Genomic DNA, 14,872 nt, shown 5'->3' with positions numbered 1-14,872 from the left:
TATGATTTCAAGAATTGATAGACGATAGTATAACTTCAAGAAGAGCTAGGCAGTAGCAAAGTCGAGCAGCGTAACGTACATGAGTAACGGAGTAGTTTCGATCTTTAGGTCGCGGAAATCTTAATTCTTGAAGTTCTACCTAAATATAACGAATTTATTTAAACATTACCTCCAGTAATTCGTACTATATTTGCCCCGCAACTGGTTAGTTTTTTCTCCAATGTTTGGTATCCACGGTCTAAGTGGTAGATTCGGTGTATTCTTGTTGTATCGTTGGCGGCAAGTCCAGCTAATACTAGGGATACTGATGCTCTGAGGTCACTTGCCATTACTTCTGCTCCTGTCAAAAAAGGTACACCCCGTATTATAGCACTCTTTCCGTTAATTGTTATATTTGCCCCCATTCTGCATAATTCAGGAACATGCATAAAGCGATTCTCAAAAATGTTTTCTGTAATTATAGAAGAACCTTTGCAAAGAGTCATAAGGCTCATAAACTGAGCTTGTAAGTCTGTTGCAAACCCTGGATATGGATTTGTATGGATGTCCACAGGGTTTAATTTACCTACGTAAGAAACTCTTAAACCATTATCAATAGGTAAAATTTCTATACCAGCTTCAATAAGCTTTAATACTATATTTTCAACGATATTATTGCTGATTCCATAAATGTTTAAATTGCCTTTAGTAATAGCAGCAGCAATCATGTAAGTACCAGCTTCAATACGATCCGGCATAATTGAATAATTGACATTTTTTAAATGAGATCTACCAATTATTCTTATTTCATTTGTAGCAATTCCATCTATTTCTGCACCCATTTTGCTAAGACAATGGCACAGATCAATGATTTCTGGTTCTCTAGCACAGTTAAATAATATTGTTTCTCCTTCAGCCAAAGTAGCAGCCATTATGGCATTAATTGTTGCTCCAACAGATATTTTATTAAAAACAAAATGTACAGCTTTTAATCTACCTTTAATTGTAGCATTAATATAACCATGATCGACGTCAACATTTGCTCCCATAGCTTGTAGAACTGCTACATGTAGATCAACTTGTCGAGCACCTATAGCACATCCTCCAGGTAAGGAAACCTTAGCTTTAGAAAATCTAGAAAGTAGAGGTCCTAGAACCCAAATAGAAGCACGCATTTTACGTACTATATCATATGGGGCAGTAAAATTATTAATATTGCTGCTGTCGATATCCATACTCAATCGATCTTGATGATCAGTTACAGTAACAACACTACCTAAATTCTCAAGTAATTTTTTCATTGTGAGAATATCAGTAAGCTTTGGAACATTGTTAATACTAAGCTTATCTGTAAGTAGTGCTGCAGTCATAATTGGTAGGGCCGAATTTTTAGCCCCACTAATGCTAATACTACCTTCAAGAGGGATACCGCCTTTAATTATCAAACTGTCCATGGAAAAATCCTATATATTACTTACAAAAACTTGAAAATTAGTTTACTACTTTTCAAGTTTTTAGGTAAAAATTGAGTAGCAAAATTGAAGTAAAGGCCTTCGATTTTGCTACAAAACAATAATAGAGATCTTTGGCAAACTCTACTTCTGCTGGTAATACCATTTCCCAAAACTAAATTGCTACTCGGAGTACGAGTGTCGGCTACCTTCGCGTACAACTAGTACGTGAGGAGCGGAGATCATAAAGTACGACGACGTGATGATTAGTTTTCGGAAATGGTACAACTTATTCGTGCTACCGGCTACTGCTGCTCCTCACGTACATCATCGTCCGCTGCGGGTCGATATTCCGTGGCTTCTTTAAATTCCTCAGCATAAGCGAGTTTGCCAAAGACATCTAATAAATATCAAGTTTTACTGTTTTTGTCTCCTTTATTGTCAAGAGCTGTTCCAAGTATGTCCCCTAGACTAGCAGCGCTATCAGCAGAACCATATTCTTTGATAGCTTTTTCTCTCTTTTCTATTTCAAGTGCTTTTATTGACAAAGTAACTTTACGAGATGCCTTATCAATGGTAATGATTTTTGCATCAATTCTGTCATTAGGGACAAATCTTTCAGTTTTTTGATCAGCTTTTTCACTAGAAAGATCAGCTTTTTTGATGAAACCCGGTATTTTGTCGTCTAAAATAACTTCTATCCCATCATCTTTAACTTCAGTAACTGAGCAAGTAACTACCATATTTTTTTTGTACATGTCAAATTCATCTTGCTGGGGGTCAAAGCTTAGTTGTTTAATACCTAAGCTTATACGTTCCTTTTCAATATCAATTGATAAGACTTTACACTCTATTTGATCATTCTTTTTATATGTTTTTAACAGCTCAGTACCATTGCCTTCCCAACTTATATCTGTTTCATGAATCATACCATCAATGTTGTCATTAAGTGCTACAAACATACCAAAGTCAGTGATATTTCGTATTGGTGCTTTAATTATACTACCTATTGGATGACTATGTGCAAACCCAATAATTGGGTTATCTTGACACTGTTTAATACTTAGAGATATTCTATGTTTATCGGTATCAACTTCTAAAATTGTAAATTGAACTTCTTGACCAATAGTAAGCATTTTCTTAGGATGTTGATTTGATTTTACCCAGCTAATTTCACTTGAATGAACGAGTCCTTCAATACCATCTTTTAATTCAATAAATACCCCATAATCAGCAATATTTGTTACTTTGCCAGTCATTACTTTGCCAACTGGGAATTCTTCTTTTATACTTTGCCATGGATTATGATCAAGTTGCTTCATACCAAGTGAAATTCTCTTAGTTTCTTCATTAAATTTTATAACTATAACCCTAACCTTTTGATCTAGAGATAAAACTTCAGAAGGGTGATTTATTCTGCTCCATGAAATATCAGTAACGTGCAATAGACCGTCTACATTACCTGAATTACCTAAAGCAATAAACGCACCGTAATCAGTGATATTTTTTACTGTACCATCTAATATTATTCCTTCCTTAATTTTCGATAACATTTCATCTCTAGCCTCAGATCTTGATTCTTCAAGTATGGCTCTTCTAGAAACTACGATATTACCAAGTTTCTTATCCATCTTTAAAATTTGGAATGGCTGCTTGATACCCATTAACGAAGCAATATCTTTTATTGGTCTAACATCTACCTGACTTCCAGGTAAGAAGGCAACAACCCCTGATACGTCAACAGTAAATCCACCTTTAACACGTCCGAATATTATACCATCAACAAACTGTTTATTGGCACATGCAATTTCTAAATGTCCCCATGATTCTTCTCTAATGGCCTTTTCACGACTTAATATAGTTCTACCGTTACGTCCTTCAATTTTCTCAATATATACATCAACTATCTCGCCAACTTCTGGTAAAGGTTGATTACTAGCTAGAGCAAATTCTTCTATAGGAACTCTGCCTTCATTCTTTAATCCAACATCAACTATGATAATGCCTTTAGCAATCCCTACTACTTGACCTTTGACAACAGTACCTTCTTTTACGTGACTAGTACTTACGGCTTCAAGCATTTGTGCAAAATCTTCGTGAGATTGAATGCTAATTTCAGCAAGTTGAGAAACAAATTTTTTCTTAAATTTTTGCATATTATTCTCTAATACTAGTTGTGCCGTCTAGTATAAAAATTATAGTTAATTGACCTGAATTTACATAAGCAAGTTGTTCTTCGCCTTAAGTAATCAAATTCAACTAAATTAACTATGAATGGTTAATAAAATGTAGATAAAACAACCTATGGCACATAAAATATGTTGATGTTACCTAACTACCCCAATTCGGGATAAGAATTTGTCAATTCTTATCCCGAATTGGCTTTAATATAAGGAAAAATGCATTCTTAAAGCAGTTTTGCGAATGCATTTTAAACCTTTCTAAAGCTAAAAACATGATTTTAATCTTTTAAAATCATGTTTTTAGCAAAATATTAATTTAACAATCAGATGCAGAGCCGTCTCAAATCTGATTGTTTCTATAATTTTACCGAATTTGGGATAAGAATTGGCAAATTCTTATCCCGAATTCGCGTTAACTGAAATAAACTCCATGATCTTATCAATCACTTCTTTTGGTGATAGATAAGAAGTATCAATTTCTAAAGCTCCTTGTGGGGGAAGAGTTGGAGCAATATCACGCTCTATATCCCGTTTGTCTCTTATTTTTAGTTGTTCCAAAACTGTATCAAATATATATTCTCCTCCTTTTTCTTGCAATTCTTTATATCTTCTCTTTGCTCTAATAACAATATCTGCTCTGATAAAAATCTTTAAGTCAGCATTTGGGGCCACTACTGTTCCAATATCTCTACCTTCCATTATAATTCTAGGAGTTGTTTTTATTAATTTTCCTAGATATTTCCCTAGGTTATTTCTTACTTCCGGTATAATAGCAATTTTTGATGCTACATTACCTACAATCTCACTATCAAGTTCTGAATTTTGTACATATTCCGTAGATTTGGATAATTCAATTATTCCATTTATGTCAGTAAGATCAATTTTTTGGTTTATACAAGAAATAGCAAGGCTTCTATATACAATACTTGATTGAAAGTAAGTAAGCTTAAGTTTTTGTGCTAACATTTGCCCAATTGTACTCTTACCCGATGCTGCTGGACCATCCAGTGCCACTACAAAATTATTGCTAATATTAAAAGCTTGAGATTTTAAGGTCATTTACTTATAATTTTATGCCGAATTCTAGCTGAATATTTAAAATAATGCAAATAAAACTTGAAATTGAAGCTATTATAGATTAGACATGTTACCATGAAAACTTGATATATATTTCAAATGATTTGAAGAATTGGGACAATAAACAAGGGGTAACCGGACTAGGTGTACATCTGCTACGTGAGTACGAGATAGACTCTGTAAGTATTTGAAAAAGCAATTCTTTAAAGCAAAAGAGTATACTTTGTTGTTTTAAGTATAAAATTAAATCAGAAAAGCAAGGGCGGTTAGCTCAGTTGGTTAGAGCATTACGTTGACATCGTAAAGGTCGGTGGTTCGAATCCACTACCGCCCACCAAACTTTTATTATATATTAATATCAATTTGTATTTAGGTTTTTTTTGGCGACGGAACCTAAATACAAATTGATGTTAAATATTGTTAAAAAAAGATCTAGGTGGTATTAGTGGTCAGGTATTTTTGTGTTATACTGTTGTTAGTTGCTAACTTCAATAGTTATGCCATAGAAACTATAGTTATAGAGCGAGGACATGTTGATCCAATGCCGATAGCTATTAATAAATTTGATGCAGATGATAGTGCGAATAGTGTAATTGGTGCTGATATAATTAGCGTAGTATCTAATGACCTAAAGAGTTCTGGCATGTTTCGCCCAATTTCTACTGCTTCTTTTATAGAACAAATTGTGGGGATAAAACATAAGCCTCTTTTTGCTGCTTGGCGACAAATTAATGCTAATCTGCTAATTAATGGTGAGGTTACTAAGCTATCTTCTGGCAAGCTAAAGGTTAGTTTTATATTATGGGATGTAAGCTTAGAAAAAGATCTTATAGGTGAGATTTTGGAAACATCACCACATTTATGGCGTAGAGTAGCACATAAAATAGCTGATAAAATTTATGAGAAAATTACTGGAGATTCGGGTTATTTTGATACAAAAATAGTATATGTGTCAGAAAGTGGACCTTATCTAAAACGGGTAAAGAAAATAGCTATGATGGATCATGATGGTGCTAATCATAAATATCTGTCAGATGGTAAAAATTTGGTTCTTACTCCAAGATTTTCTCCGCAAGCAGATAAGATTATGTATTTATCGTATGTACGAAAGCAAAAACCACATGTTTACATTCGTGATCTTAAAACAGGTAAAGAAAAACTAGTTGGTAATTTTCCTGGCATGTCCTTTGCCCCAAGATTCTCACCTCAAGGGGACAAGGCTATAATGTCAATAGCAAGAAATGGAGCTACTCATATTTTTGAAATTGATCTGAATAATATGGCGACTAAGCAGTTGACCCATGGTGTTGGTATTAATACCTCTCCTAGCTATTCACCGGATGGCAGTAAAATAGTTTTTAATTCTGATCGAAGTGGAACAAGACAATTATATATTATGAATTCTGATGGTTCAAATGTGGAACGTATCAGTTTTGCCGGGGGAATGTATACTGCACCAAGTTGGTCACCTAGAGGAGATTATATAGCCTTTACTAAACTTTCTAAAGGAGAGGGTTTTACCATTGGAGTGATGAAAGCACTTTCCTATGGTGATGAGAATAGTGAAAGAATTATAACTAGTGGCTATCTAGTTGAAGGTCCGTGTTGGTCACCCAATGGTAGGATAATTATGTTTGCTAAAGGTTGGCCTTCTAGAAACAAAACAGCAGGTAAAAATCGTATATATTCCATTGATTTGACTGGTTATAATGAAAGAGAGATTCTTACTCCTCAAGATGCTTCTGATCCTGAGTGGTCAAGAATGTTAAATTGACTAGGTTCTTATATCTTAAAAACATATTATAACCTCAGTTCGATATAAGAATTAATAATTCTTATATCGAACTGGCTTTATTATAAGGAAAAATGCACTCTTGAAGCGGCTGACGCGGGTGCATTTTAACTTTTTTCATCATTCAATATGTGATTTTAATTATTAAAATCACATATTGAATGGAGTATTATATTTTAACAATCAGGTGTAGAACCGCTTCAAACCTGATTGTTTCTATATATAATACCGAATTCGATGTAACTTGTTACATCGAATTCAGGTTATTATACCATTTCCCAAAACTAAATTGCTACTCGGCGAGTGTCGGCTACCTTCGCGTACAACTAGTACGTGAGGAGCGGAGATCATGAAGTACGACAACGTGATGATTAGTTTTCAGAAATGGTATTATAAGAACCTAGGGCTAACCTATTGCCGGTATAGCTCAGCTGGCAGAGCGACGCATTCGTAACGCGTAGGTCGGGGGTTCAATTCCCTCTATCGGCACCATAAATATTATATCTTTTTGGCAAACTCGCTTATGCTGAGGAATTTAAAGAAGACACGGAATCTCGACCCGCAGCGGACGATGATGTACGTGAGGAGCAGCAGTAGCCGGTATCACGCACAAATTACCGACAGAAGTAGAGTTTGCCGAAGATATCTATTGTAACACAATAACATCACCTTATTAACCTCAATTTCGGATTAATGAAATTAATCCGAAATTGAGGTTAAATAATACGATATATACAATTCGACTTTCAAGCTGTTGGATTATCTAAGCTAAAAACCTTTTTATTATCATCATAGGAGAAGATTTCTGCATATCTTCCTAAACCTATTATAGACTTTAAAGTTATAGTGGCATCTTCACTAGATAATGTATCCTCAAGCTGTGTCTTAAAACGTGAAAGAGGTGCTTTATGATCTAAACGTTGATGTAAAATTTCACAAATGTAGGATGCAAGAGGGATATTGTCAAGTAAATGCTGAGCAAGCATTTTTTTTCTATCTTCTAAACTACTTGTGAAAAAAAGCTTGCCATGTTTATTTAATTTTATACTCTCAGAAGTAACATTAGCAAAATTTAATATTTGTAAAGCTCCAACAATATGTAAAATTTCCCCCATATTGTTAATGTGAAAAATCTTAGATAATTCTGATAAATTTGCAGAACCTTTATATGGCGATGCAGAAAGTGCCTCAATGCTACCGATCAGTTCATTTACCGACAAATGAATTTTTTGATCGATGTTGCCAACAATAGCTTTCTGTTTATTACTAACAGGCAAAGGTGGTTTTTCATAGGCTGATACCATGAGAGCATAAATTTTATCTACCATAGTACGAAATTCCATACTTTGAACATCACGTAAACGAGGGAGGGTAATTGCTAATTCTGATACAATACGCCCAGGATTAGATGAAAGTATTAACACTTTGTCAGCCATAGTTACTGCTTCTTCAATCGAATGAGTTACCAATACCACCGACTGCATTTGAGTTTTTCCACTACTCCACAGATCAAGAAAATCATTCTTTAAGGTATTAGCAGTTAGAACATCAAGAGCAGAAAAAGCTTCATCCATAAGTAAAATTTCTGGTCTGAGAACTAATGCTCTAGCAAAACCTACTCGTTGCTTCATACCACCTGATAATTCTTTTGGATATGCTGACTCAAAACCATCAAGTCCTATCATATCTATGGCCTCTAATGCACGTTTGCGACGTTCATACTCAGAAATATTGAAACTTTTTAAACCTAGCTCAACATTCTCAAAAACAGTCAACCATGGAAAAAGTGCAAATGTTTGGAAAATCATACTAATATCACAACGATCACGAAAAGCAGGTTTTTTATTTAGTATTACTTTACCTTTAACTGGTTTTGTAAAACCTGCGATAATTCTTAGTAATGTTGATTTTCCAGATCCAGATTTTCCTAGTATCGCAACTATCTCATTAGGTTTTAGTTTTAGAGTAACATTATCTAGTATTTTTTGCGTACTATGATCATCTTTTGTAAAACTTTGTGTAATTGATATTAATTCAAGTAAATTATTATTCATAGGTCTTACTCTTTTTGTAAAATGGTCAACTTGAATGATAAAAAAAGTTAAAATGCACTCGCGTCAGCCGCTTCAAGAATGCATTTTTCTGAATATTCTAGCCAGTTTTGGATTAAAATTTTTAATTTTAATCCAAAACTGAAGTTCACTAATAGACTTCCTGCAGAATTCGCTTTTGCTGAGGAATTTGTAGGAGACACGGAATCTCGACCCGCAGCGTACTCAAATGTACGTGAGGAGCAGAGTACCGGTATCACGCACAAATTACCAGCAAAAGTAGAATTCTGCAGGAAGTCTAATGATAATAAAGTAAATATTCTTTGCTAAATCCATTACAATTGTGCTACATTCCGTAGTGTGCGAATTTGGGATAAGAATTTGTCAATTCTTATCCCAAATTCGGTAAAATTATCGAAACAATCAGATTTGAGACGGCTCTGCATCTGATTGTTAAATTAATATTTTGCTAAAAACATGATTTTAAAAAATTAAAATCATGTTTTTAGCTTTAGAAAGGTTTAAAATGCATTCGCGTTAGCCGCTTTAAGAATGCATTTTTCCTTGTATTAAAGCCAATTCGGGATAAGAATTAACTAATTCTTATCCCGAATTGGGGTGTAGTGCATTTCTCAATTACTATAAAATCATAGTTTTGAGATAACCTAACGTAAGAAAATTATTGATGGAATTAATTTCTTTGATTATTAATTATTTTCTAATAATCTAAAATATAGTATAATTTACAAGAAAATTAAGTAAAAATGTTTAACATTGCATCAAAAGATAAACAACTAGATAGAACTACAGTATCTAGTGTTTTTTATAAATTAGGACAAAAAGAAAAAAAAGAAAAGACTAGAATTAGTGAGTTATTAGTTGATTTTCATGAAAATGGTCTTCTATTAACGATACTTTTTTTTGCAATACCAGTTGCAATTCCGCTGCCGTATCCTCCAGGTTTTACTACTATAGTAGGTATTCCTTTGATGATTCTATCTATGCAGATGTTGCTTGGCTTTAGACAAGTTTCTTTACCATCCAAAATTAATAATTATCAAATTAGCAATGATATACTTATTAATATAAGTGACAAGATTGTACCAAAGATTAAATTTGTAGAAAAATATATACGACCAAGATTTAGTTTCGCAGCCTCTATATATTGTGAACAATTTATTGGTTTAATATCACTGATTTGCTCTATTGCTATATCAATACCTTTACCTCTAACTAACGCCATACCTGCACTGGGCATTACAATAATGGCATTAGGTCTTTTAAACCGAGATGGATTAACTATAGTTCTTGGATTTATTACCTCTATAGTTGGACTTATTATAGCTTTTATAGCAATCTCTGCTAGCTGGATTAGTATTAAATATTTATTTAATCTATTCTTCTGATATAATAAATATTAAATTTGTACAAAAGGTGAAAGCCGCTACTATAGAATCTTTTTCAAATGAAACAAAAGTTATATCAAGGATCAAGTAAAGCTCTTTATCAGTCACAAGAAGATTTTGCTTTTATTATGGCGTTTACTGACAAAATTACTTTAGAAAACGGAGAGATTTTTGATATTTCGGGTAAAGGGGTGCTGAATAATAATATTTCGTCCTTCATAATGAGCAGACTTGATATGGTAGGAATAGATAACCACCTAATTGAAAAAATTAACATGCGTGAGCAATTAATACAATCTGTAGATATTTTCCCCATTCAAATATTGGTTTCTACAGTAGCTTGCGGTAGGTTTGTAAAAGAATTCTCTATGGAAGAAGGATACGTGTTTGATCATCCAATTATCGATTTTAGAGTTAGAAGTAGTGAGTTAAAACATCCTATAATTAATGAACACCAAATACTAAATTTTGGTTGGTTAAGTAAACAAGAAATTGATGAAGTGAAACATAAAGCCATAAGAACATACGATTTTTTAAGTGGATTATTTACAGGTATTGGTATAAGGCTTGTTGAATGCAAACTAGAATTTGGCAGAGTGTTTAATGGTGAGGAATTTATGGTAATGTTGGCTGATGAAATTAGCCCTGATAATTGTCGTTTATGGAATATGAATAATAATGAGAAACTTGGAGCAGAAATGATTGCCAGTGATCCAGAAAAAGCTCTGAAATCTTATCAGGCAATAGCTGATTTATTAAAAGATAGAACTTATATAAGTTAAGTAGTATACCTAAAACCTTCTCTAGGAAGAAAAAAATAAATTGTAAACATGCTTAGTGCTACAAATTTTTGGTGTATAATAAAATGAGAATAATTAGTTATCTAAAGTCTTTTTTTTTATTTGAAATAATCTCAGGGCTTAGTCTAACTTTGAAGTATTTCTTCAAACCTAAAGTAACTATAAATTATCCCTATGAGAAGGGAAGGATAAGCCCAAGATTTAAAGGTGAGCATGCATTAAGGCGTTACGCTAATGGTGAGGAACGTTGTATTGCTTGTAAGCTTTGTGAAGCAATTTGTCCGGCTCAAGCTATTATTATTGAAGCAGAAGAAAGAGAAGATGGTAGTAGGCGTACCACTAGGTACGATATTGATATGACTAAATGCATTTATTGTGGTTTATGTCAGGAGGCGTGTCCAGTTGATGCTATAGTGGAAGGCCCTAATTTTGAATTTGCTACTATTACCCATGAAGAATTGCTTTATGACAAAGAAAAATTGCTGAAAAATGGTGATATGTGGGAACAAGAATTAGCAATTAAGCTATATGATGATTATAAATATAGATAATTATGGAGATATTTTTTTATTTATTTGCAGGGTTAATGGTTATAAGTAGTTGTTTGGTAGTCATCAGTAAAAACCCTGTTTATTCTGTCTTATGGTTGATCTTTACTTTCTGTAACGGTTCGGGGCTAATGGTTTTGCTAGGAGCAGAATTTTTAGCAATGATATTGATTGTTATATATGTTGGGGCAGTAGCAGTATTATTTTTGTTTGTTATAATGATGTTGAATATTCGTTTTACCGATGTTATTGTACAATTTAAAAGAAACTTATTTATAAGTATTGCTGTTGCCCTTATTATGTTTGCTGATCTTGTCCTGATAATTTGGTTAGGTACTAAAAATATAATTTTAGATAATAGCCAATTTGAGATAAAATCAGGTGTCACTAATACTCATGCCATTGGACGAGTATTATATACCGATTATATCTTACCTTTCCAAATTTCGGGTATTATTCTATTTGTAGCAATGATATCTTGTATTACCTTAACTATTCGACATCGCAGCGGAGTTAAAAGGCAGGATATTGCTAAGCAGCATGCTAAAAATAAAGATAATTCCATATTAATGGTCAAACCACATTTAAATGAGGGGATAGAAGGACTCAAATATGATTAGTACTATTACTTTGGAACATTATTTAACTTTGTCGGCCCTCATTTTTAGTATAGGGATGGTTGGTTTGTTTATGCATCGTAAGAATATTATAACAATTCTTATGTCGATTGAATTGATGCTGCTGGCTGTAAACATCAATTTTGTGGCATTCTCTACTTATGCACATGAGATATCTGGGCAAATTTTTAGTATAATAATTTTAACAATAGCAGCTGCCGAGACCACAATAGGACTTGCAATATTACTAGTTTATTTTAGAAATAAAGGCTCAATAGAAGTGGGTGATATAAATCAGATGAAGGGCTAATTGATATGATAGCTTCGGCAGCAACACTTACAGTAATGTTACCTTTAATCTCTGGTATCATCAATGGTTTGTTTTGTCAGTGTTTTAGCAAAAAACAAGCAGCTTTCATTTCTACTATTGCTATAAGTTTATCGGCCTTATTATCTATGTTTATATTTTACAATGTGGGCATAAACAAAGCCATTATTCATATAATTTTAGCAAAATGGCTAGAAGTTGGTAACATGAAAGTAAGTTGGGCGATTTACGTCGATCAGCTAACCGCTATTATGTTTATAGTGGTTACTTGGATTTCAGCTGTTGTACATATTTATTCTCTTGGCTATATGGCAGATGATGATGGATTACCTAAATTTCTAGCATTTTTATCATTATTCACTTTCTTTATGCTAGCTTTGATATCAGCAGATAATTTTTTACAATTATTTTTTGGTTGGGAAGGTGTTGGTCTCTGTTCGTATTTGTTAATTGGTTTTTGGTATCAGAAAGAAGCGGCGAATAAAGCAGCAATTAAAGCCTTTATAGTAAATAGGGTAGGAGATTTTGCTTTTATACTTGGGATTATTACCATTATTGTTTATTTTGGTGTAGTTGATTTTACTAGTGTATTTGCTAAAGCAAAGTCATTATCTAATATACAATTAAGTATATTAGGTTTTAAAGCAACAGTAATTGACGTGGTATGTTTGCTATTATTCTTGGGATGCATGGGCAAGTCGGCTCAAATTGGCTTGCATATATGGCTACCAGATGCTATGGAAGGTCCAACTCCAGTTTCAGCACTTATTCACGCTGCAACTATGGTAACAGCCGGGGTCTTTTTAGTAGCTAGATGTTCTTATTTATTTGAATATAGTATAGGGGTATTGCACTTTATTGCCATTATTGGTGGTATTACATGTATATTTGCCGCAACTATTGCCATAGTTCAAGATGATATAAAAAAAATTATTGCCTATTCTACTTGTAGCCAACTTGGTTATATGTTTCTTGCTTGTGGTGTGTCAGCTTATAATGCTGGTATTTTTCATTTAGTCACCCATGCATTTTTTAAAGCTTTATTATTTTTATCAGCTGGTAGTGTAATTCACGCTTGTCACGAACAAAATATTTTTAAGATTGGTGGTTTGAAAGATAAGATGCCAATTACTTATTGTAATTTTTTAATTGGATCACTGGCACTCATAGGTATTTATCCTTTAGCAGGATTTTATTCAAAAGATGCTATTTTAGAGCTAGCATATAGTAGCGGTGGTATCGGTACTATCGTGTTTATTCTTGGAATTTTTGCTGCAGTTCTGACTGCCATTTATTCTATGAAAATTATCTTATTAGTATTTCATGGAAAAACTAGATTAACTATTGACATCAATCATGTCCATGAATCACCCAATATCATGAATGGCCCACTTAGTCTTTTAGTGGCAGGTAGTTTTTTTGCAGGAATGATAGGTTATTATATATTGTCTTTTGACAAACCAAATGGTTATTTCCTTGATAGTATATTTAATATTCATATTTACCAAATACTAACAATTCATCCTCCTCTTTATATAAAATTATTACCAATGGTTTTGGGACTAATAGGTATTGTTTTGGGGATTTATTTTTATAGAAGAATCAAAGAAAAAATAAAAATAGGATTTATAGAAAAGCTGTTGGTACATAAATATTATTTTGATGAGGTTTATGACTTTGTGATAGTAAGATTAGTAACTAACTTAAGTAAGTTATGCAATTTGATGGATCAAAGAGTGATAGATAGATTTGGTCCAAATAGCTTTGCCAAAACGGTAAATTACTTTGGTTTTTTGGTGAGTAGATCGCAGACAGGTTATGTATTTAATTACACTTTATATATAGTTTTATGTATAGTTGTTTATATTACTTTCTTTATAATAGGAATATTGCGAACTGATTCTTTTTGGTAAGTTTGAAGTAGGGATAGTCATGATTTTTCCATACAAAATTATTGATCTTACACACACTCTTGATGAGCAGATTCCTTCGTGGAGTGGAGGTTGTGGGGTTAATATTGAGGTTAAATTGGATTATTCTGACTGCCGACAGAATGAAGAATTTCGCGTGCAGCAGTTCAAAATGCATGCCGGGATTGGTACACATATGGATGCACCAGCACACTGTATTCCAAGTAGTACTACCATTGACCAAATACCATTATCGCAGCTGGTTGCTCCTTGTGTTGTTATTGATGTATCAAGCTCTTGTCATGAGCGTTATAGTCTAAGCCTAACGGACATTGAACATTTTGAAGAACAATACGGAATGATCAATGAGGGAAGTTTTGTGATGATCAAAACAGGATGGGAAAAGTTTTGGAGTGATCCGGGAAAGTATAGCAATAATCACGTTTTTCCTTCTATATCAGTTGAAGCAGCGGAGATACTGACAAAACGAGGTGTGTGCGGACTTGGTATTGACACTTTGTCACCAGACAGGCCAGCAGATGGATTTCCCGTTCATAAATTGTTTTTGGGCAATGGCAAATATATTGTTGAAAATGTTGCTAATTTGGCAAATCTACCTATAACAGGAAGCTGTATCTTAGCTCTACCAATTAAGGTAAGAGGGGCAACAGAAGCTCCGATAAGGCTTATTGGCTTAATAAAAGAAGAAACAAATTTAAATTTTTGAGGG

General features: G+C 33.4%; 13 protein-coding genes and 2 tRNA genes. 11 read left to right on the top strand and 4 right to left on the bottom strand.

Features of this window, described 5'->3' with window-relative positions; all coding sequences use genetic code 11:
• Positions 1–158: 158 nt before the first annotated feature.
• The 3 genes from murA to cmk all read right to left on the bottom strand — a co-directional run bounded on the left by murA (position 159) and on the right by cmk (position 4,672).
• A complete protein-coding gene (gene murA, locus AAGD53_RS02510) occupies positions 159–1,433 on the bottom strand; it encodes a UDP-N-acetylglucosamine 1-carboxyvinyltransferase (RefSeq protein ID WP_341763150.1) in 1,275 nt (424 codons plus the stop codon).
• A 407-nt stretch (positions 1,434–1,840) separates the two neighbouring features.
• Positions 1,841–3,586 carry a 30S ribosomal protein S1 gene (locus AAGD53_RS02505; RefSeq protein ID WP_341763149.1) on the bottom strand — a complete coding sequence of 582 codons (1,746 nt, stop codon included), beginning with the start codon at positions 3,584–3,586 and terminating at the stop codon, positions 1,841–1,843.
• A gap of 423 nt (positions 3,587–4,009) precedes the next feature.
• A complete protein-coding gene (gene cmk / locus AAGD53_RS02500) occupies positions 4,010–4,672 on the bottom strand; it encodes a (d)CMP kinase (RefSeq protein WP_341763148.1) in 663 nt (220 codons plus the stop codon).
• A 278-nt stretch (positions 4,673–4,950) separates the two neighbouring features.
• Between cmk and AAGD53_RS02495 the strand changes: the two genes are divergently transcribed.
• From AAGD53_RS02495 to AAGD53_RS02485, 3 genes are all read left to right on the top strand, one after another.
• Positions 4,951–5,027, top strand: a tRNA-Val gene (locus AAGD53_RS02495).
• Positions 5,028–5,231: 204 nt separating this feature from the next.
• On the top strand, positions 5,232–6,464 hold the full coding sequence (gene tolB, locus AAGD53_RS02490) for a Tol-Pal system beta propeller repeat protein TolB (RefSeq protein ID WP_341763391.1): 1,233 nt from the start codon (positions 5,232–5,234) through the stop codon (positions 6,462–6,464).
• Between the two features lie 434 nt (positions 6,465–6,898).
• Positions 6,899–6,974, top strand: a tRNA-Thr gene (locus AAGD53_RS02485).
• A 254-nt stretch (positions 6,975–7,228) separates the two neighbouring features.
• Here the strand turns inward: AAGD53_RS02485 and AAGD53_RS02480 are convergent.
• Positions 7,229–8,536: a nitrate/sulfonate/bicarbonate ABC transporter ATP-binding protein gene (locus AAGD53_RS02480; protein WP_341763147.1), complete on the bottom strand. Its 1,308-nt coding sequence runs from the start codon at positions 8,534–8,536 to the stop codon at positions 7,229–7,231.
• Between the two features lie 78 nt (positions 8,537–8,614).
• Between AAGD53_RS02480 and AAGD53_RS02475 the strand changes: the two genes are divergently transcribed.
• From AAGD53_RS02475 to AAGD53_RS02440, 8 genes are all read left to right on the top strand, one after another.
• Complete coding sequence (locus AAGD53_RS02475; RefSeq protein ID WP_341763146.1) at positions 8,615–8,863, top strand: palindromic element RPE1 domain-containing protein; 249 nt, start codon at positions 8,615–8,617, stop codon at positions 8,861–8,863.
• A gap of 434 nt (positions 8,864–9,297) precedes the next feature.
• Positions 9,298–9,939: an exopolysaccharide biosynthesis protein gene (locus AAGD53_RS02470; protein ID WP_341762117.1), complete on the top strand. Its 642-nt coding sequence runs from the start codon at positions 9,298–9,300 to the stop codon at positions 9,937–9,939.
• A 59-nt stretch (positions 9,940–9,998) separates the two neighbouring features.
• Positions 9,999–10,721, top strand: coding sequence for a phosphoribosylaminoimidazolesuccinocarboxamide synthase (locus tag AAGD53_RS02465; protein ID WP_341763145.1), 723 nt, complete (start codon positions 9,999–10,001; stop codon positions 10,719–10,721).
• A gap of 89 nt (positions 10,722–10,810) precedes the next feature.
• On the top strand, positions 10,811–11,290 hold the full coding sequence (gene nuoI, locus AAGD53_RS02460; protein ID WP_341763390.1) for an NADH-quinone oxidoreductase subunit NuoI: 480 nt from the start codon (positions 10,811–10,813) through the stop codon (positions 11,288–11,290).
• 2 nt (positions 11,291–11,292) lie between these two features.
• A complete protein-coding gene (locus AAGD53_RS02455) occupies positions 11,293–11,907 on the top strand; it encodes an NADH-quinone oxidoreductase subunit J (RefSeq protein ID WP_341762115.1) in 615 nt (204 codons plus the stop codon).
• Positions 11,900–12,214 (top strand): NADH-quinone oxidoreductase subunit NuoK, encoded by a 315-nt coding sequence (nuoK, locus tag AAGD53_RS02450; protein WP_341763144.1) that lies wholly within the window; start codon positions 11,900–11,902, stop codon positions 12,212–12,214. The genes AAGD53_RS02455 and nuoK overlap by 8 nt, the downstream gene beginning before the upstream one ends.
• A gap of 5 nt (positions 12,215–12,219) precedes the next feature.
• Complete coding sequence (nuoL, locus tag AAGD53_RS02445; protein ID WP_341763143.1) at positions 12,220–14,145, top strand: NADH-quinone oxidoreductase subunit L; 1,926 nt, start codon at positions 12,220–12,222, stop codon at positions 14,143–14,145.
• Positions 14,146–14,164: 19 nt separating this feature from the next.
• Positions 14,165–14,869: a cyclase family protein gene (locus AAGD53_RS02440; protein WP_341763142.1), complete on the top strand. Its 705-nt coding sequence runs from the start codon at positions 14,165–14,167 to the stop codon at positions 14,867–14,869.
• Positions 14,870–14,872 lie beyond the last annotated feature (3 nt).

The organism is Candidatus Tisiphia endosymbiont of Melanophora roralis (assembly GCF_964026575.1).
Taxonomy (GTDB): Bacteria; Pseudomonadota; Alphaproteobacteria; order Rickettsiales; family Rickettsiaceae; genus Tisiphia.
The sequence above is the reverse complement of the archived record's forward strand: the minus strand, read 5'-3'. Positions and strand labels throughout refer to the sequence as shown.